This window comes from Arthrobacter sp. 01N444 (assembly GCF_056399305.1).
This window is the reverse complement of record NZ_JBFTRB010000002.1, coordinates 1-19,034: the sequence shown is the minus strand read 5'-3', so window position 1 is coordinate 19,034 and position 19,034 is coordinate 1. Positions and strand designations below refer to the sequence as shown.

Below are 19,034 nucleotides of genomic sequence, written 5' to 3'. Positions count from 1 at the left end.
CCACCTTGCCAGGTGGCTGCCGCCGTCGCATTTCTGCGTGCCGGGACCGGTGGGTCCTAGCTGTAGAGCTCGCTCTTGGGCGCGTTGTCCTTGACCTTCTGCCAGCCCAGCCACAGCACCAGGGCGAAGAACGGGACGGTCGCCAGGGTCCACAGGCCCAGGTGGAAGACCTCGCCGGTCTTGCTGGTCATGGTGTCGAAGCCGATCAGCACGGTGATGGCCAGCAGCGCGACCAGCCCGGCCCAGCTGGTCCACGGCGAGCCCGGCATGGGCAGGCTGGAGACGCGGCCCTTCTGGTGGCGCAGCGCGATCTGGCTGGCGAAGATGGCGCCCCACGTGAAGATCACGCCGATCGAGGCGGTGTTCAGCGCGAGGTCGAAGGCGTGCGAGCCGCCGAGCCAGATGTTCAGCAGGATGCCCACGAGGTAGAAGGCGGCGATCGCCAGGATGGCCGCGTACGGCACGTGGCGCTTGGACATCCTGGTGAGCCACTGCGGGGCGTGCCCGTTGTTGGCCATGGTGCGGAAGACACGGCCGATCGAGTACAGGCCCGAGTTGCAGGAGGACAGTGCGGCGGTGATGACGATCATGTTCATCACGTCGCCCACCCAGCCGAGGCCCATCTGGCCAAACACGGTGACGAACGGGGACACGCCGGCCTTGTACTGGTCCGAGGGCAGCAGCATGGCCAGCAGCAGCACGGAACCGACGTAGAACACCACAATGCGCAGTACGACGGCGCGGATCGCCTTGGGCACTTCGCGCTTGGCGTTCTGCATCTCGCCGGCGGTGATACCGACGAGTTCGATGCCGTTGTAGGCGAAGATCACGGCGTTGAGCACGAGGACCATCACCAGGGCGCCCTTGGGGAACATTCCGCCGTCGTCGGCGAAGAGGTTGGCGACTGAGGCGTGGCCCGTGCCGACCTTGGCGTTGGTGACCACCATAAAGGTGCCGACGGCCAGGAAGATCAGGATGGCGCCGACCTTGAGGCAGGAAGCCCAGAATTCAAACTCGCCGAACGCCTTGACGCTGAGCAGGTTGACGGCCACGAGCAGCGCGAGGGCGGCAATCGCCGAGGCTTCCACGGGCACGTTGGGAAAGAAGAACTGGAAGTACAGGCCGATCGCGATCAGTTCGGCGATCCCGGTCATGCCCCAGTTGATGAAGTACATCCAGCCGGAGAGGAAGGCGCCCTTCTTGCCGAACATTTCGCCGGCGTAGCTGACGAAGGAGCCCGAGGTCTGGCGGTACATGATGAGCTCGCCCAGCGCCCGCATGAGCAGGTAGGCGATCACGCCGGCGATGGCGTAGGAGAAGATCAGCGCCGGGCCCGTGGAGGCCAGGCGTCCGCCGGCGCCCATGAACAGGCCGACGCCGATTGCGCCGCCCATCGAGATCATCGTCACGTGGCGCCCGCTCAGGGTCTTCTTATAGCCCTCGGCGCTGAGGGTCGAGTCGACGGCGGATTCCGCGGGCGCGCTCTGGAGTTCTGTGGGGGTAATTGATGGCACAACGGTTCCTTGTAGGTCGGATTATGGCCGGGACGGGACCGGGATTCGGTTACATTCCATTCGGGTTTCTGCCCGGTGGGACAGCAAGATGTACCGAACCTCACAAGGAGTCAAACCCTCGCGCGGCTCATCCATCGTACTGGAATTCCCGGACCGGCCGTGACGCGGGCAACAGCAGTCAGGCGCTATGCCTAATTAATGACACCAAATCTGCCAAATAGCCGAATAATGTTCTATTTGGTCCGCGCAGGCTCCGGCGAATCGTTCTGCTACGCCAGGGCGCCGTCGCGCATCGAGTACCGGAGCCAGTTACCGGCGCCGTTTCCGTGCCCGGTTTCCTGCCTGGCGCCGTGCCTTGTTTCTCGGCTCGTTCCTCGCCGGGCGCAGGTGCTGAACCACTCACCCAGCGCGCGGTCGTGGCTGACCATGACCAGTGTCCCTGCGAACTCGGACAGGGCCGCTTCAAGCTGTTCCACCAGCACGGGCGCCAGGTGGTTGGTGGGCTCATCCACCAGCATCGTCCCGAAGCCGCCCAGCAGGAGCCGGGCCAGCGCCAGCCTGCGTTGCTGCCCCGCGGATAGGCTGCCCACCGGCACGTGGAATTCGCTGGTCCGGAAGAGCCCCAGGCGCAGCAGCGCCTCGGCGTGCTCATCGACATTGCCGCCCAGGCCCGCGGCAAAGGCGGGCAGGAGCCGCAGTCCCGGGCGCTGCGGGAGTTCCAACTCCTGCTGCAGATAGCCGATCCGGCCGTGCCTCACCACTTTGCCCTGGGCCGGTTCCAACGTGCCGGCGAGGACGGAGAGCAGCGTGGACTTCCCGGCACCGTTGGGGCCCGTAATGAGGATCTTCTGGCCGGCTTCCACCCGGAAATCCGTGGGTTCCAGCCGGCCGGGCACCGCGACCCCCTTCGCCTCGAGCGCCGGGCCTTCGGCCACGTCCGCCCGCAGATCCGTTGCCAGTTTCAGGGGTACTGGGGGACGGTCAATCGGGTTTGCCTCCAGCCGGCGCAGACGCTCCTGGGCGTTGCGGACCTTGCTGGTGGCCGCCTTCTGCCACCTGCCGGCCTTGAAGTCGAACCCCATCTTGTCGCCGTCGCGCTGGCGGGCGTAGCCCATCTTGCCGGCAACCGTGTCCGCCTGGAGCCGTTCGGCCGCCATCGCGTCCAGCCACCCGTGGTACTGCTGTGCCCAGCGCTGGCGCTCGGCAGCCTTCTCCCGCAGGTAGCCTTCGTAACCGTTCCCATACCGGTTGACCGACCGGCGCTCGGCATCGACCTCAATCACGGTTGAGGCCACTTTGCGCAGCAGCACGCGGTCGTGGGAGACCACCACCACCGTGCCGCGGTGCGCGGCCAGCCGCGCCTCCAGCCAGGCCGTACCGCTGGCGTCCAGGTGGTTGGTGGGTTCGTCCAGGAGCAAAATGTCCGCGGGATCGGCGAGAACGCAGGCCAGTGCCACCCGTTCCTGTTCCCCGCCGGAGAGCGAGCCCAGCGTCCGCATCCGGTCCAGCCCGCCCAGGCCGAGCCTGTCCAGCGCCGCTTCCACCCGGGATTCCGCGGCGTAGCCTTCCCGGAGCTGGTACTGCGTCTGCAGGTTTCCGTAGCGCTCCAGTTCGTCAGCTTCCGCGCCGGCCAGCCCGTCCTCCAGACGGTCCAGCTCGGCCTCCAGCGCGCGGAGCGATTCCAGTGCGGCGTCGATCGCGTCGCTGACAGTGAACAGCTCCGGCAGGCCGTGGGTCTGGGCAAGGTAGCCCACGCGGCCGTGGCTGACGGACGTGCCCTCGTCCGGGGCCTCAAAACCGGCCAGGATCCGCAGCAGTGTGGATTTGCCCGCGCCGTTTTCGCCGACGATCGCCACATGTTCACCGGCCGTGATGGCAACGTCGACGCCGGCAAAGAGCTGGCGGTCCCCATAGCCGTGGGATACGCCCGAAAGGCGGAGATGTTCGCTCAAGGAGTCCTCGCAGTAGGTGCCAGCCTGCCCGACGGCGGCTTGCGTCCTCAGTATGGCACCGCCGGCCGCCACTGGGCACTGAGGCCCTAGGGCCCTGGGCACTGAGGCGGGTGCCGCCGTCGGGCGTCAGGTCTGCGATGGCGCCGGGGATCAGCTGGACCGCGTCCTCCTGCCTCGGCACTAGGCTGGGGGCATGGGCACAGCTCTCCGTACACCACCCGCGCCGCAGCCGGAGCTTTACCGGTTCTCCCGGCTGGATTTCATCACTGTTGGACTGTATGTTGCCGTGGCCGGTCTATTCGCCGTGGCGGGCAGCCTGCTGGAGCCGCTGCTGCTGCAGATATCGCCCAATCCTGCGGTGGCGTCCTACGCGGTGAACCTGATCTTCTACGCAACGGTCGGCGTCCTTGCCCTGACCGCCGCGCGGCATGTTGCGGTCCGTGATCTCCGCGTCCTTGCCACAAGGCCCTGGTTCACGGCCCTCATGGTGCCGCTGACCGTCGTGGCGATGCTCATTCTCACCGCGGTTCTCGTGGCCCTCAGCGGACCTGTGCAGACCTCCGCCAACCAGGCGGGCCTTCAGGCGCTCATGCAGCAGGTCCCGGTCTGGCTCATGGTCCCCCTGCTGGTGTTGGTCGGCCCGTTCGTCGAGGAGTACATTTTCCGCCATTTGCTGATCGGCAAACTGAGCCGCCGGGTCAACCTCTGGGTCTGCTGCATCATGTCCGTGGTGCTCTTCGCGGCCCTGCACATCGTGGGCCAGGAGCAAATGACCCTGCAGGTGCTGATGCCGTACCTTGCCATGGGCGCCGTCCTGGTGTTCGTGTACGTCTGGACCGGGAAGAACGTGATGTTCTCCTACTTCGTCCACGCCTCCAAGAACCTCCTGGCGGTCGTCTTCATCTACGCCATTCCGCCCGAGGTGCTCGAACAGCTGCAGCAAGTGCAGGGGTAACCGAAGCAGCGCGGCGGCGCATGGCACCCGGCTCCCCTCTGGTTGTTCGCCGGCGCATGCGTTATCTTGAGGGCACTTCGCTATGGTTTGGGAGGGCTGGAGCGGCAACCTTGTATTGGGGAGGACTGCCATGAAAGCCCACGCCCACCGAATGTTCGCACTCCCGGCAGCTGCGGCGATGACGACACTTCTCGCGCTGAGCGGCTGCGTGTCCCTTCCCGGCGCCGCACCGACTGCACCGGCTGCACCGGCCACACCAACGGCCACGTCTGCAGCGCCGGCGACCCCGCCGCCAACCAGCCAGGCGGCCGTCACGGCACCCGACCCGGTCGCTACCGGAAGCCGACAGCCGGGCGGGTGGGCCGGCACCGTCGCGAGTGTCCGCTCCGGAGTAGCAAAGATCAACGTCACGCTGTGCGACGCAGGCGGCGTCGGTACCGGTTTCCTCATCGAGAATGACCTCATCGTCACCGCCGCACACGTCGTGAAGGACCAAGCCGCCATCAGCATCAGCCTCGGAACAGAGATCTCGAGCGCGCAGGTACTCGGTATTGATGAGGCGGCCGACCTTGCTCTTTTGCGCACCGCCCGCCCGGTCAGCGGCCACATCTTCGACTTCGTCAGCGCTCCCCCGGCACTGGGCGAAGACGTGGCGGCGCTGGGCTTTCCCCTGGACGCCGACCTGACCTTCACCGCGGGACGCGTCAGCGGACTGAACCGGGAGCAGACAATCGGCACAAGGACGGTCAGCAACCTGATCCAGACCGACGCCGCCATCAATCCTGGAAACAGCGGCGGCCCGCTGCTGACCATGGACGGCAAGGTGGCAGGAGTCGTGAGCTCCAAGCGGGCCTGGGTTTTCGGTGCAGGCAGCGAAGGCATCTACAGTGCCGAAGGCACGGCCTTCGCTGTGGATGCCCGCAAGGCTGTCCTCGCCGTCGAGAGCTGGAAGAACCGCACCACTTCGCTGTCCCCTACAAGCTGCGGCCTGCCGGCACCGGCAGACACCAGCGCGATAGACGTTACGGTGAATTCCGATCACCCGCAGGCCGCCAACATCACCCAGAGCCTGGTATTTCATGGCCAGTCCATCAACCGCGGCGCATACGACCTCGCGTTCGCCATACTGACACCCGAGATGCAGGACCGGATGGGTGGACTCGAGACATGGCGGGAGGGGCTCGGCTCGTCTTTCTGGCGCACGCTGGAGGTCGAGGACGTATCCGCTGCCGGACCCGATCTCACGGCGTCCGTCCGGCTGAGGACCGTTCAGGACGCGCAGCACGGGCCCGACGGGCAGTCCTGCTCGGAATGGAAGCTCGACTACCTGATGACCTGGGATGGATCGATCTGGCGGATCGCGGACTCCCTTACGCCGCAAGGGCCTCCGGTGCCTTGCGGCGCCTGAACCCTACCGCCGCGGGCCGCGACGTCGTAGGTTCTTCCCATGACACTGAAAATCCAGATAGTCGTCGACTGCAAAAACCCGCACGAGCTCGCCGACTGGTGGGCCGAAACCCTGGAATGGGCCGTGGAGCCGCAGGATGAGGTTTTCATCCACTCCATGATCGAGCAGGGCTTCGCGACGGAGGCGGAGACCACCACGCACCGGGGCAAGCTCGTGTGGCGCGAGGGTGCCGCGATCCGGCCGCCCGAGGAACTCGACGCCAAGGCGCCCGCCCACCGCGTTTTGTTCCAGATTGTCCCGGAGGAAAAGACGGTCAAGAACCGGGTCCATTGGGACGTGCGGCTCGCGGGAGGGGACAAGGACGCCGTGCGGGCCGCCCTTGAAGCGCGCGGCGCCACGTTCCTCTGGTCTGCCAGTCAGGGACCGCATTCCTGGCACACCATGGCGGACCCGGAAGGCAACGAGTTCTGCATCAGCTGACGCGATTACTAGACTCGGACTGTGAGCAACGAAATCCCCGCCAAGGTATCCGACGTCTTTGACCCCTCCCGGTGGCGCACCGTGTCCGGTTTCGACGACTTCCAGGACATGACCTACCACCGGCAGGTGGAGCGCTCCGCCGACGGGGAGGTGGTCCGGGACCTGCCCACCGTCCGCATCGCCTTCGACCGCCCCGAGGTCCGCAATGCCTTCCGGCCCGGCACCGTGGACGAGCTCTACCGCGCCATGGACCATGCCCGGATGACCCCGGACGTGGCCACAGTCCTGCTCACCGGCAACGGCCCCTCCCCCAAGGACGGCGGCCACTCGTTCTGCTCGGGCGGGGACCAGAGGATCCGCGGCCGCGACGGGTACCGGTACGTAGTACAAAACTCAGATGACGGCGAGACCAAGGAATCCATCGATCCCGCCCGCGCCGGCCGGCTGCACATCCTGGAAGTCCAGCGGCTCATGCGCACCATGCCCAAGGTGGTCATCGCCGTCGTCAACGGCTGGGCAGCCGGCGGCGGGCACTCCCTCCACGTGGTCTCGGACCTCACCATCGCCTCCCGCGAGCACGGCAAGTTCAAGCAGACCGACGCCACCGTGGGAAGCTTCGACGCCGGCTACGGCTCGGCCCTCCTGGCCCGCCAGATCGGCCAGAAGTCCGCCCGGGAAATCTTCTTCCTGGCCCGTGAATATTCGGCCGAGGACATGGTCCGGATGGGCGCCGTGAACGAGGCCGTGGACCATGGACGCCTCGAGGAGGTCGCCCTGGAGTACGCCGCTGACATTGCCCGGCAGTCCCCGCAGGCCATCCGCATGCTCAAGTTCGCGTTCAACCTCGCCGACGACGGCCTGGCCGGCCAGCAGGTCTTCGCCGGCGAGGCGACCCGTCTGGCGTACATGACGGACGAGGCCGTGGAGGGCAAGGAAGCCTTCCTCGAGAAGCGCGATCCCGACTGGTCCGCTTTCCCGTACTACTTCTAAGGCGCGCTGTGACTTCCGGAGCCATGAACATCGAGCCTGCGCTCAAGGCGCTGGCTGCTGCCCTCCACGGCGAGGGACCCGCCGTCGAACTCTCCGCCGGGCCGGACGGCTCGCCGGTGCTGGGGTTCCCTGACACGGCCGGCATCGAGGACGCGGCCGTCGTGGTCCGGACCTCCGGGTCCACCGGCACGCCGAAGGCGACCGTCCTGACCGTCGATGCCCTGGCGGCCTCGTCTGTGGCGACCGCCTTTGCACTCAAGGGCGAGGGCCAGTGGCTGCTGGCCCTTCCCGTCCAGTATGTGGCCGGCGCCCAGGTGCTGGTCCGCTCGCTTTTTGCCGGGACCCGCCCGTGGGCCATGGACCTCTCCGGCGGTTTTACGCCGGAGGCCTTCACCGCCGCGGCGCTGGAGCTCACGGACAAGCTCCGTTTCACCTCGCTGGTGCCCACCCAGCTCCAGCGCCTGCTGGACGCACCCTCGGCCGAGACGCTGGCGGTGCTGCGGCGCTTCAACGCCATCCTGCTCGGCGGCGGACCCGCGTCCGCGGAGCTGCTCGACGCGGCCCGGGACGCCGGCGTGCGGGTGGTGACTACCTACGGCTCGTCCGAGACCTGCGGCGGGTGCGTGTACGACGGCTTCCCGCTCGAGGACGTCCTGGTCAGGGTGGAGGACGACGGCCGCATCCTGCTGGGCGGGGCAACCATTGCCGCCGGCTATCTTCAGGCCCCAGAGCTCTCGGCAGCGGCGTTCATCGAAGCGGACGGCGTCCGCTGGTACCGGACCAATGACCTCGGTGAACTGGACGCCGACGGCCGGCTCACCGTGCTCGGCCGGGCCGACGACGTCGTCATCACCGGCGGCGTCAAAGTTTCCGCCGCCCATGTCCAGGCTGAGCTGGAAAAGCTCGACGGCGTGCGGGCGGCTTTTGTCGCCGGTGTGCCGTCCGCGGAGTGGGGCCACGCCCTGGCCGCGTACGTCGCAGTGGCCGACAGTTCCCCGGAAGGGCTGGCGGCGTTCGCCGACCGCCGGAACCAGACCTGGGCACCGTCGCTGGGCGCACTGGCCCCGAAAACCGTGCTGCCCGCCGCGGAACTGCTCATGCTGCCCAACGGGAAACCGGACCGGCTGGGCATGACGGTCCGGCTGGACGCTCTCCATCAGGGAAAATAGACAAGCGCTTCCGGCTTCCGGCCGGCAACTCAAACCACCAACGAGCATTCAACCAACCAACGAGGTACTGACCGTGGCCACAGCCGCACAATGGATCCAAGGCGCCCGACTGCGCACCCTGCCGGCCGCAATCGCACCGGTGCTGATCGGCAGCGCAGCCGCCTACGAGATGGATTCGTTCATCCTGCTGAACGCCGTGCTGGCCGCCCTGGTCGCCCTGCTCCTGCAGATCGGCGTCAACTACGCCAACGACTACTCGGACGGGATCCGGGGCACGGATGAGGACCGGGTGGGTCCGCTCCGGCTGGTGGGCTCGGGGGCGGCCAGCCCGGAGCACGTCAAACGGGCCGCGTTCGCAGCCTTCGGGCTGGCGATGCTGTTCGGCCTGATCCTCGTGATCATCACGCAGGCCTGGTGGCTGATCCTGGTCGGCGTCGGCTGCGTGCTGGCCGCCTGGGGTTATACCGGCGGCAAGAACCCGTACGGCTATCTCGGCCTGGGCGACGTCTTCGTGTTTGTGTTCTTCGGCCTCGTCGCAACGCTGGGCACCACGTACACGCAGGCGGGGCAGCTGAGCCTGGCCGCGATCATTGGGGCGATCGGCACGGGGCTGATCGCGTGCGCCCTGCTGATGGCCAACAACGTCCGCGACATCCCGACCGACAGGAAGGCGGGGAAGAAGACCCTGGCCGTGCGGCTCGGGGACAAGCATGCGCGCGAAAGCTATGTGCTGATGCTGGCCGTCGCGATCCTGCTGGTCATCGTCCTGGCCCCCGCCCGGCCCTGGATGCTGATCGTGCTCCTGCTGATCCCCGCCAGCCTCATGCCGTCCTGGCTGATGATCGCCGGGCGGCGCCGCAAGAGCCTGATCCCGGTCCTGAAGCAGACCGGACTAATCAACCTCGGCTTCGCCGCGCTGTTTTCACTCGGACTCGTCCTTAGCCACGGCTTCTAAGCCGCGGGCTCAGGGCCGCGGTCCCGGGGCTTCCCGGGGCTGCAGGGGCTTCCAAGGGCTTCCAGGGCTTCCAGGGCTTCCAGGGCTTCCAGGGCTTCAGGGGACCAGCCCAGGGGCTCAGGGCCGCGGCTTCCCGGGGCTTCCAGGGGCTTCCAGGGGCTTCCAGGGCTTCAGGGGACCAGCCCGGGGGCTCAGGCCCCCGGTTGCCGGGAATCTTTGGGGCGGTTGTCCGTGCGGACGGCAATGTCGGGGTTCTCGTCCACGAGGCGGTCTTCCGCCTCGGCGTCGGCCACCTCTCCTGCGCTGCGCATCGGCTTGGCCTTGCCCGAGAACCGGTGGTGGAGCGTCGCGGTGGCCGCGTCGCGCTGCTTCTGGAAGAACAGGAAGCTGACGGCGAAGGACATCATTCCGGCGCACAGGGCGGCCAGGAGCACCCCCAGCTGCAGGTAGAGAAAGAGCGCAAACAAGGGCGCAAACAGCGCCAGTCGAATAAGGGTGTATTTGAGGAAAGCCACGCCTCAAGTTTAGCCGCCAGGACGGCGCGCTGCTTCGGCCATCCCGCTCCCCTCGTCCGCGGTGCCGGCAGCCTGCACCCGGGCATAGTGACCGGCGCCGTCGAGGCGCCCGACGGCTAGACTGAAGGTATGCTCCGTGTAGTGGTTCCGATCGTCATACTGGCCGTGTTTGTCTATGGACTGGTGGACCTCATCCGCACTGACGCGCGGCTGACCAGGGGCATCTCCAAGACCGCCTGGATTTTCGTGCAGGTCCTCCTCCCCGTGGTCGGCGCCACGCTGTGGTTTCTCATGGGACGCCCCCGCGCCACGGACACCGCACCGGTCGCCTACAGCCACCCGGTAGCGCCCGATGACGACCCTGAATTCCTGCGCAACCTTGAGATCCGCCACCGCAACCAGGCCGAGGCAGACAGGCTCAAGAAGCTCAAGGAAGAACTCGACGCCAAGGACCGCAAGAACGACGCCGGCAACGCGGAAGCCGGCGGCAGCGAAGGCGCCGGCGGTGCCCACGAACCCGGCGACGCCGGAACGCCGGGCACCGATGAGGTCAAGTAACAATCACGTAGCAGTCCAGTAGCACCGTTCCGTGCATCCATCTGCGGCCGTTCGCCCCAGATGGCCGGAATCCCACGCTCCAAGCGGCCACCTCCGGCAAACGGCCGCCACGCATCCGCGCCCGCCCCTGCTGCCCACACCGCCTCGGGCCATTGCGTCCGCGCACCGGGCTCAGACGCCCCTTCCCATCTCCGGCCGTCCCCCGTCACCCCGGGCATCCCGGGCATCCATCTGCGGCCGTTCGCCGCAGATGGCCGGAATCCCACGCTCCAAGCGGCCACCTCCGGCAAACGGCCGCCACGCATCCGCGCCCGTGCCTGGCTGCCCACACCGCCCACTTCTCCCCCACACCCTGCCCGCGCTGTGGATAACCTCCAAGCCCCATCGGCGCGGGCGCAGAATGCCCGTATGCGCCCGCCCAGTGAGCTCCCCCCGCATCTTCGAAACCAGCCCTTCACCGTGGCCGAGGCCCGCACTGCCGGGGTGGGGCGACGACGGACCCGGGCCAGGGATCTCGTCAGCCCCTGTTACGGGGTGCGCGCGACCGCCGCCACCCCGGACAGTTTGGTGAAACGTGTGCATGCCCTGACGGCCGTGACGGGCGCAATCGTGAGCCACCTGTCAGCGGCAGTGCTGTGGGGATTTCCCCTGCCGCAGGCCTTGGAGAACCTGGCTGTCATCCATCTGACGAGTCGGCCGGGCCAGCGGGCGGTGCGGCATAAGAATGTGGTGGGCCATCAGCAGGCACTCGAACCGGAGGAGATCGTAGCTGGGGTGAGGGTTAGCTGCACCTCCCCACTGCGGACGTGGTTCGATCTCGCAGGCATACTAGGCCTCGATGACTTGGTGATCGCCGGGGACTTCCTGCTGCGGCGGAGAAATCCATTGACCACGATCCAGGAGCTGGACGCGTTCCTCGCCTTGAAGCAAGGCAGGGCGGGCTACCGGCGGGCTATGCAGGCCCGGTCCCTGATACGCGCCGACACGGACTCCCCCAAGGAGACCGAACTCCGGCTGCTCCTGATTCGGCATGGCCTGCCCGAACCCGCAATCAACGTGCCCATGTTCGATGAGACCGGCGGCTGGATCCAGGACCCGGACCTCTCCTACGAAGAAGAAAAGATCGCGATTCAGTACGACGGCGGGCATCACGCCAGTCCGGCCCAGCGTCGCAGCGACATCTTCCGGGATGAGAACGCGAGAGACGCCGGGTGGCGCGTGGTCGTATTGACCCAATGGCACTTGACCCCGCCCGGCCCTGGGATGGAGCCTGCCGCCGTTACCCGCGTGCGTGCGGCGCTGATGGAGCGCGGCTGGACTCCCGGCCCGGGCCCGAAGCCCGGGCAACGTCACCGTGCCCAGACGCGCCGTCCCAAGCTCGCGGCGGAGGCAAGACGCACCCTGACACCCCCCATGCCATGCCGCGCTGCCCAACCCCCGTGCAGCGCACCAATCTGACGCGAATGGCCGCTAAGCGCGGGAGTTAGCGGCCATCTGTGGCGAACCGACGGAGCGCGGGCCCGCGCAGCCACCTCCGGGCCCGCGCCCAGTCGCCCGGCCCCAGCCCGCGGCCGCGGCAGCCGCACCCTGGCACCCTCATTCCATGCCACGCTGCCCAACCCCCGTGCGGCGCACCGATCTGACACGAATGGCCGCTAAGCGCATCAGCTGAGCGGCCATCTGTGGCGAACCGATGGGGGCGGGCCCACGCAGCCCCCTCCGGGCCCGCGCTCAGACGCGCCGTCCCAAGCTCGCGGCCGAGGCAGACGCACCCTGGCACCCTCATGCCATGCCGCACCGCCCCAACCACCGTGCGGCGCACCGATCTGACACGAATGGCCGCTAAGCGCATGGGCTGAGCGGCCATCTGCGGCGAATCGATGGGGCGGGCCCGCGCAGCCCCGGAAGCACCCGCCCGAGGCCCGCAGCCACGCCCAGCTGCCAGCACACAGATGCCCGCCACGCCACGCCGTACCCGCAACCCCTCACAACAACCGCGCCCACCTGACACAGATGGCCGCTAAGCGCATCGGCTTAGCAGCCATCTGTGCCAAATCGATTGGGGCGGGCCCGCGCAGCCCCCCCTCCGGGCCCGCGCCCAGACGCGCAGTCCCAAGCCCGCGGCCGAGGCAGACGCACCCTGGCACCCTCATGCCATGCCGCACCGCCCCAACCGCCGTGCAGCGCACCGATCTGACACGAATGGCCGCTAAGCGCATCGGCTTAGCGGCCATCTGTGGCAAATCGTGAGAGCGCGGGCCCACACAGTCCCGGAAGGACCCGGAAGCACCCGGCCCGGGTGCGGTTATGGACCGGGGTGCGGTTATGGACCGGGGTGCGGCTTACAGTCCCGAATAGGAATGCAGGCCGTTGAAGAACTGGTTCACGATCGTGAAGTTGAAGACCACGCACAGGTAGCCGACGATCGACAGCCAGGCAGCACGGGTTCCGGTCCAGCCGCGGGTGGCGCGGGCGTGCAGGTATCCGGCGTAGACCACCCAGATCACGAACGTCCAGACTTCCTTCGTGTCCCAGCCCCAGAACCGGCCCCAGGCTTTCTCCGCCCAGATGGCGCCGAACATGAGCGTAAACGTCCAGCCGACGAACGCGATCGCGTTGATGCGGTAGGACAGGTTCTCCAGGCTCAGGGCGTTCGGGACCAGGCGCATGAACCCGAGCTTGTCGGCTCCGCCGGCGGCGATAGTCTTCTGCCGGTGCGACTGCACGAGCTGCAGCGCGGACATCGCGAAGGTCAGGGTGAACAGGGCCGAGGACATTACCGCGATGGAAACGTGGATGATCAGCCAGTAGCTCTGGAGCGCCGGCACGAGGTGGCCCACGGGGGTCCAGAAGGCGATGGAGGCGGCAACCAGCATGATGATGGCCAGGCCGATCACGAACGTGCCCAGGAAGCGCAGGTCGCGGCGGATCAGCACCAGCAGGAAGACGGCCACGGCCACGAACGCGCCCGTGGTGAGGAATTCGTACATGTTGCCCCACGGCACCCGGCCGGCACCGAGCGCGCGGGTGATCACGCCGGCCGCATGAATCGCGGCGCCGAGGACGGTCAGCGCGACGGCGACGCGGGCGGGGGCACGCCGCTCGCCGGCGTAGCGCATGCTGCCGTCGGCGGTCTGGCCCGCGCCTGCGGCGGTGCCGGGGCGGGACGTGGCCGACGTCGGACGCTCGGCACGGCCTGCCGGGCCGCTGACGTCCGCATCGGAGCGGGCGACGTCGGCTCCGGCGGCTCCCGCACCGACGCCCACGGGAACGCGCGCGGCATTGGCCTCGGCCGCCGCGCCGGAGAGCTCCGCGGCCTTGAGATCCACCGCGCGCAGCGTCTTGCTGCTCTTGGCCAGGTCCCAGGCGAAGGCGATGAACGCCACCGTGTACGTGCCCGCGGCCAGTAGCATGAACAGCTCGCTGTACTGGCCCATGGTTTCGTTGATCGAGAACGGCATTACTGATCCTTCTTCGACTCGGAAGAGCCGGCTGTTGACTGGATGAAGTCTTCTGCGGGTTGTTCAGGAGCGGCGTGCGTGCCGCTGGCACCATTCGCGGCAGTATCCGCCCGGTCATTATCCGCTGTTGCGCTGGGAGCGGGCTGGGAGCCGGTCGCGGCGTCATCGCCCAACAGCCAATCGTCGGAAAGGAGTTTCCGGATTGCCGCGGCCTCCCCGGCCAGGCGGTGGTCCTCACCGCGGGCCAGGAGACCATACTCCACCATGGTGCGGCCGTCCTCGTGGGTGCCGGTGCGGACCCAAACACGGCGGCGGTTCACATAGAGCGAGGTCACAAGCCCGGCCACGGCCAGGAGCGCGAAGATCAGGGCGTACAGCTGGCCGGGGTTGTGGTGGATGTCCACGCCGATGTAGCGCTTGACGCCGTCGAAGCTGATGGAACCTTTGCCGTTCGGCAGCGTGTAGCTGCTCCCGGGCGCCAAAACGATGCCCTTGGTGTCCAGGTTGCGGGCGTTGAGCGGCGTCAGTTTCTTGACGTCGAGCTCGAAGACGTTCTGCGGGGAGCCCGCGTCCAGGCCGAGGTCGCCGAAGTAGGAATTCAGGGTCAGCTGCGGGTTGATGAGCTCCGGATCACCGCTGAAGGACACGCCCTTGTCGGTGACAAACGCCGTCGGCAGGAAGAACCCGGCGAAGGCGAGCTGTTCGGGTTTTGCGTCCGGAACCTTGATCACCACGGAGGAGTAGTAGTTCTCGCCCTGGAGCTTGGCCACCACGGGTCCCTGCATGGCAACATTGCCCGCGCCGTCGCGAATCGTGACGACGGGAGCGTAGCCGTTGCCGGTGAGGTACACGCTGGTGCCGCCGAGGCTGAGGGGGTCGTTGACCTTGAGCACCTCCTTCTTGGCGGGTGCGTCCGGGTTTTCCTTCGTGGTCACGGCGGCGGTGAAGTCGATGGGCTGACCGAACTTGCCCTTCGATTCACGGTCGAAGGTGATGTCGAACTTGTCCAGCTGGACCGAATAGGGCTGCAGCTGGCTGCTCTGGAAATTGGTACCAGGGGTGAACTGGTCGTAGCCGACGAGGGTGTTGACGAACGTGTCGCCCTCCACCAGGATGCGCTGCCCGCTGTAGCCGAAGAGGCCGCCGGCCGCCACCGAAACCAGCACTCCGATCAGCGCGGTGTGAAAGACGAGGTTGCCGACTTCCTTCAGGAAGCCGCGCTCGGCACCCAAGGACGGGCGGGCGCCGTCGCGGTCCCGCACGTCGACGCGGTAGCCGCGCTTTTTCAGCAGCTCGGCGGCGTCGGTGATGGCGGCCGACGCCGGGATCCCGGCGTCGGCCGGAATCACCAGGGTGCCGTATTCGGGGAGCCTGGACAGGCGGGCGGGGGTGCGCGGGGGCTGGGAGCGCATCGCTTTGTAGTGCGCGATGGCGCGCGGGATCACGCAGCCAATCAGCGAGACGAACAGCAGGATGTAGATCGCGGAAAACCAGGCCGAGGAGTAGACGTCGTAGAGCTGCACCGAGTCCAGGATCGAACCGTAGTCCGGGTGGTCCTTGATGTACTGCGTGACAATCGCCGGGTTGGCCGGGCGCTGCGGAAACAGCGAGCCGGGCACGGCGGCGACGGCCAGCAGCAAGAGCAGGAACAGGGCTGTGCGCATGCTGGTCAGCTGCGTCCACGCCCACCGGAGCATGCCCAACGGACCCAGCGTGGGCAGGACGGCCTCGGGCTTCGGGGACTTCTTCTTTTCGTTCACGCGCTCGCTCATCAGATTGGCAAATTCACATCGGTTTGGAACCAGTACTGCAACCCGGAGACCCAGGTGCCCCACACACCGCTCGCCATCAGGATCCCAAGCAGGATCAGGATGCCGCCGCCAGTGCGCTGGATGGCGAGCCGGTGGTTGCGGAAGAAGGACATCACGCCAATGCCGCGGCGCACGGCCAGGGCGATCAGCAGGAACGGGATTCCCAGCCCAAGGCTGTAGACGAACGCCAGGAACGCCCCCTTGGCCGCCGAGGAGCCGCCGGAGAGGCTAAGGAGCTGGACGGCCGAATACGTCGGACCGATGCACGGTGCCCAGCCCAGCCCGAAGGTGATGCCCAGCAAGGGCGCGCCCCAGAGACCGGCCGGGGGTTTGGCATGGATCTTGGCATCGCGCTGGAGCCAGCCGAAGCCGCCCATGAACACCACGCCCATGACGATCACCAGGACGCCCAGCAGCTGGGTGATCCACATGTTCTGCGAGCCCGTGATGAAGCTGCCCAGCTGCCCGAAGGCGCCGCCGAGCAGCACGAAGATCACGGAGAAGCCCAGGACGAACAGCCCGATGCCGGCCAGCATGCGCCCGCGCCTTTGCTTCTGCAGGTCGACGCCGGTCAGTCCCGTGACGTAGCCCAGGTATCCGGGCACCAGCGGGAGGACGCAGGGCGAGAGGAAAGAGACCAGTCCGGCCAGCAGCGCGACGGGAATGGCAAGCAGCAGCGATCCGTTCAGGATGGCTTCGGCGAAGGGGCTGTTCACGGTGGGGCCCCGCTACTCGGCCACGGCGGCGGCGATGAGGGACTTCAGGGTGCCCTGCTGGATTTCGCCCAGGACCCGGGATGCGACGCGGCCCTGCTTGTCCAGCACGAGGGTGGTGGGCACGGCACCGGGCGGCACGAGGCCGGAGACGGCCAGCAGCACGGCGCCGTCCTTGTCATTGAAGCTCGGGTACGTCAGGTTGAAGGTCTTGTCGAACGCGTCGGCCGTGGCCTTCTCATCGCGCAGGTTGACGCCGAAGAACTGTACGCCCTTGGTCTTGAATTCCTGGTTCAGCGCCTCGAGGGAGGGCGCCTCGACCCGGCAGGGGGCGCAGGCGGCAAACCAGAAGTTCAGCACGGTGACCTTGCCAGGGAAGTCCGCCGACGTGACGGCCGTGCCGTCGAACAGCGTCCCCTTGAGCGCCACGGGACTCTTGCGGTCCGCGACGGCGAACTCGGTGACGGACCCGTCGCCGGCCACGTAGTTCTTGTTGTCCCCGGCCTTGGCCTGTTTGGCGAGGGCGTCGTCCTGGGCGCAGCCGGACAGCCCGAACACCGCGGCCAGCGCGGCCCCGCCGGCGGTCAGGACGCTGCGGCGGGACAAAGGCATGTTTTCGCGGCGGTTCGCGGCCATGGTCAGGCTCCCGGGGTGCTGGCGGCACCGGGCAGCAGGGCGGCAGCGGGCTCGCTGTAGTCGACGCGCACGAGGCCGCCGGCGTCGTCGAACACCAGGGACGTCAGGGACGTCAGGGTGCATTCGCGCTTGCGCGGGTCGTGCCACAACGGCCGGCCTTCGGCGCTGAGCCGCGTGGCCCAGATGGGCAGCTGGTGGCTGACAAGGATGGCTTCGGCCCCGTTGCCGCCCAGCTCGATGGCACGGACGCGTGCGTCCTGGACGGCCGCGATGACCCGCGCGGCCTGCTCCTTGTACGGCTCACCCCAGGAGGGTCGTAACGGGTTGTACAGCCGGGCCCAGTGCTTGGGACGCAGCAGCTCCGCCTTCGAGACGCGAAGGCCCTCAAAGTAGTTGGCGGCCTCGATGATGCGGGATTCGGTGGCAATTTCCAGGCCCAGGGCGTCGGCGATCGGCTGCGCCGTCTCCTGCGCGCGGGTCAGTGGGGACGCGGCGAGGTGGACGATCCTGGCCCCTTGCGCGGACCGCTCCCTGAAGTGTTCCGCCAGGGTGCGGGCCATCTCCCGGCCGAGTTCGGAGAGGTGGAATTCCGGCAGCCTGCCGTACAGGACACCATCGGGATTGTGGACCTCGCCGTGGCGGAGCAAATGAACAGTGGCTTGGGGCATGTCTACCAGTTTCTCAAAGATGCCGGTCGATCTGAAATCTTCTACGGGAGGTAGAACTGATGAGTTTGGAAAAATGTTCCCCGGAGTTGGAATAAAAGATGCAAATGCATGTTTATACTCGGTGAAGCAGTTAGTTGAGATTTCAACCAATGATGCTTCAACTAGCGATCAGACGAACCACCGCAGTACCAACCCGACTCAAGGAGAACCACCATGGCACTTCCCGCAAACGTCACCACCGGCACCTGGACCCTCGACCCGTCGCACAGCGAGATCGGCTTCACCGTCCGCCACGCCGGCATCAGCAAGGTCCGCGGTCAGTTCACCGACGCTGCCGCCACCCTGGACCTCGCCGAGAACGTCACCGACTCCAAGGTCAACGCCTCGATCAAGACCGCAAGCTTCGATTCCGGTGACGCCAACCGCGACGGCCACGTCCGCGGCGAAGATTTCTTCGACGTCGAGACGTTCCCGGAGATCTCCTTTGTCTCCAACACCATCGTCCCCAAGGGCGACGCCTACGAGCTCCAGGGCGACCTCACCATCAAGGGCATCACCCGCCCCGTGGCCCTCGAGACCGAATTCAACGGCGTGGCCGTCGATCCCTTCGGCAACACCCGCGCCGGCCTGAGCGCCGAAACCACGATCAGCCGCAAGGACTTCGGGCTGACCTGGAACGCCGTCCTCGAAGCCGGCGGCGTGCTGGTCAGCGACAAGGTTGCCATCAACCTGGAACTGGCCTTCATCGCTCCCGCAGCGTAGCCAGCATCCAGGACGGTCGCGGCCCGGTCACTCCCGTCCGCGCCTGAGGGCCGACGCCGGTCAGCCGGCAACAGCGCCCCGCTTCATCTTCGCGATGAAGCGGGGCGCTGTTGTTTTTCGCCGCTGCTGCCTGCCCCTCTTGGGCGCCGCCGTCGGGCACCGCGACGCGGCTGCAGATTCCCTAGATAACAAGGAAACGGCGGTCTACAGTGAGAGCCATGAGCAACCCGAGTGATGTACCTCCGCAGCAGCCGGGCGCCCAGCCGCCGGCGTCGGGCAGCGTCCCGCCCGCCGGCCCACCGCAGCTTCCCGCCAACCCGCCGCCCCCTCCCGGGTACCAGGCACCGCCTCCSGGGTACCAGGCACCGCCTCCCGGGTACCAGGCACCGCCTCCCGGGTACCAGGCACCGCCTCCCGGGTACCAGGCACCGCCTCCCGGGTACCAGGCACCGCCTCCCGGGTACCAGGCACCGCCTCCCGGGTACCA

Annotated in this window: 17 protein-coding genes; 9 read left to right on the top strand and 8 right to left on the bottom strand. The window is 67.5% G+C overall.

Annotated elements, in window-relative coordinates:
- Positions 1-56 precede the first annotated feature (56 nt).
- Positions 57-1,514 carry an amino acid permease gene (locus AC1DKN_RS02325; RefSeq protein ID WP_476870356.1) on the bottom strand — a complete coding sequence of 486 codons (1,458 nt, stop codon included), beginning with the start codon at positions 1,512-1,514 and terminating at the stop codon, positions 57-59.
- Between the two features lie 269 nt (positions 1,515-1,783).
- The gene (locus AC1DKN_RS02320) at positions 1,784-3,466 is read right to left on the bottom strand and encodes an ABC-F family ATP-binding cassette domain-containing protein (RefSeq protein WP_476870355.1); all 1,683 of its coding nucleotides are present in this window, start codon (positions 3,464-3,466) and stop codon (positions 1,784-1,786) included.
- Between the two features lie 193 nt (positions 3,467-3,659).
- Here AC1DKN_RS02320 and AC1DKN_RS02315 point away from each other — a divergent pair, with 193 nt between their 5' ends.
- The 6 genes from AC1DKN_RS02315 to AC1DKN_RS02290 all read left to right on the top strand — a co-directional run bounded on the left by AC1DKN_RS02315 (position 3,660) and on the right by AC1DKN_RS02290 (position 9,423).
- Entirely contained in the window at positions 3,660-4,421 is a 762-nt protein-coding gene (locus tag AC1DKN_RS02315; protein ID WP_476850208.1) for a lysostaphin resistance A-like protein, read from the top strand.
- Positions 4,422-4,599: 178 nt separating this feature from the next.
- A complete protein-coding gene (locus tag AC1DKN_RS02310; RefSeq protein WP_476870354.1) occupies positions 4,600-5,829 on the top strand; it encodes a S1C family serine protease in 1,230 nt (409 codons plus the stop codon).
- Positions 5,830-5,868: 39 nt separating this feature from the next.
- A complete protein-coding gene (locus AC1DKN_RS02305) occupies positions 5,869-6,309 on the top strand; it encodes a VOC family protein (protein ID WP_476870353.1) in 441 nt (146 codons plus the stop codon).
- A 21-nt stretch (positions 6,310-6,330) separates the two neighbouring features.
- Entirely contained in the window at positions 6,331-7,299 is a 969-nt protein-coding gene (locus tag AC1DKN_RS02300; protein WP_476870352.1) for a 1,4-dihydroxy-2-naphthoyl-CoA synthase, read from the top strand.
- 23 nt (positions 7,300-7,322) lie between these two features.
- The gene (locus AC1DKN_RS02295; RefSeq protein ID WP_476870534.1) at positions 7,323-8,468 is read left to right on the top strand and encodes an AMP-binding protein; all 1,146 of its coding nucleotides are present in this window, start codon (positions 7,323-7,325) and stop codon (positions 8,466-8,468) included.
- A 73-nt stretch (positions 8,469-8,541) separates the two neighbouring features.
- Entirely contained in the window at positions 8,542-9,423 is an 882-nt protein-coding gene (locus AC1DKN_RS02290; RefSeq protein ID WP_079554823.1) for a 1,4-dihydroxy-2-naphthoate polyprenyltransferase, read from the top strand.
- A 191-nt stretch (positions 9,424-9,614) separates the two neighbouring features.
- Here AC1DKN_RS02290 and AC1DKN_RS02285 read toward each other — a convergent pair whose 3' ends face one another.
- Positions 9,615-9,938: a DUF4229 domain-containing protein gene (locus AC1DKN_RS02285; RefSeq protein WP_018775060.1), complete on the bottom strand. Its 324-nt coding sequence runs from the start codon at positions 9,936-9,938 to the stop codon at positions 9,615-9,617.
- Between the two features lie 129 nt (positions 9,939-10,067).
- Here AC1DKN_RS02285 and AC1DKN_RS02280 point away from each other — a divergent pair, with 129 nt between their 5' ends.
- Together AC1DKN_RS02280 and AC1DKN_RS02275 are read left to right on the top strand one after the other, a co-directional pair.
- Positions 10,068-10,496 carry a PLD nuclease N-terminal domain-containing protein gene (locus tag AC1DKN_RS02280; RefSeq protein WP_223913634.1) on the top strand — a complete coding sequence of 143 codons (429 nt, stop codon included), beginning with the start codon at positions 10,068-10,070 and terminating at the stop codon, positions 10,494-10,496.
- A gap of 408 nt (positions 10,497-10,904) precedes the next feature.
- Entirely contained in the window at positions 10,905-11,954 is a 1,050-nt protein-coding gene (locus tag AC1DKN_RS02275; RefSeq protein WP_476870351.1) for a hypothetical protein, read from the top strand.
- Between the two features lie 884 nt (positions 11,955-12,838).
- On the opposite strand, the gene ccsB is transcribed toward AC1DKN_RS02275, so the two are convergent.
- The 5 genes from ccsB to AC1DKN_RS02250 are packed head-to-tail and all read right to left on the bottom strand — an operon-like array spanning position 12,839 to position 17,785.
- Positions 12,839-13,957, bottom strand: a complete 1,119-nt coding sequence (gene ccsB, locus AC1DKN_RS02270; protein WP_459385545.1) for a c-type cytochrome biogenesis protein CcsB — start codon at positions 13,955-13,957, stop codon at positions 12,839-12,841.
- The gene (gene resB, locus AC1DKN_RS02265) at positions 13,957-15,729 is read right to left on the bottom strand and encodes a cytochrome c biogenesis protein ResB (protein ID WP_476870350.1); all 1,773 of its coding nucleotides are present in this window, start codon (positions 15,727-15,729) and stop codon (positions 13,957-13,959) included. Before resB ends, ccsB begins: the two co-directional genes overlap by 1 nt.
- On the bottom strand, positions 15,729-16,484 hold the full coding sequence (locus AC1DKN_RS02260; protein ID WP_028278104.1) for a cytochrome c biogenesis CcdA family protein: 756 nt from the start codon (positions 16,482-16,484) through the stop codon (positions 15,729-15,731). The genes resB and AC1DKN_RS02260 overlap by 1 nt, the downstream gene beginning before the upstream one ends.
- Positions 16,485-16,496: 12 nt before the next feature.
- Positions 16,497-17,117 carry a TlpA family protein disulfide reductase gene (locus AC1DKN_RS02255; protein ID WP_476870349.1) on the bottom strand — a complete coding sequence of 207 codons (621 nt, stop codon included), beginning with the start codon at positions 17,115-17,117 and terminating at the stop codon, positions 16,497-16,499.
- Positions 17,118-17,119: 2 nt separating this feature from the next.
- The gene (locus tag AC1DKN_RS02250) at positions 17,120-17,785 is read right to left on the bottom strand and encodes a histidine phosphatase family protein (protein ID WP_243182124.1); all 666 of its coding nucleotides are present in this window, start codon (positions 17,783-17,785) and stop codon (positions 17,120-17,122) included.
- A 213-nt stretch (positions 17,786-17,998) separates the two neighbouring features.
- Here AC1DKN_RS02250 and AC1DKN_RS02245 point away from each other — a divergent pair, with 213 nt between their 5' ends.
- Complete coding sequence (locus AC1DKN_RS02245; RefSeq protein WP_028278101.1) at positions 17,999-18,547, top strand: YceI family protein; 549 nt, start codon at positions 17,999-18,001, stop codon at positions 18,545-18,547.
- The last annotated feature ends 487 nt before the right edge of the window (positions 18,548-19,034 follow it).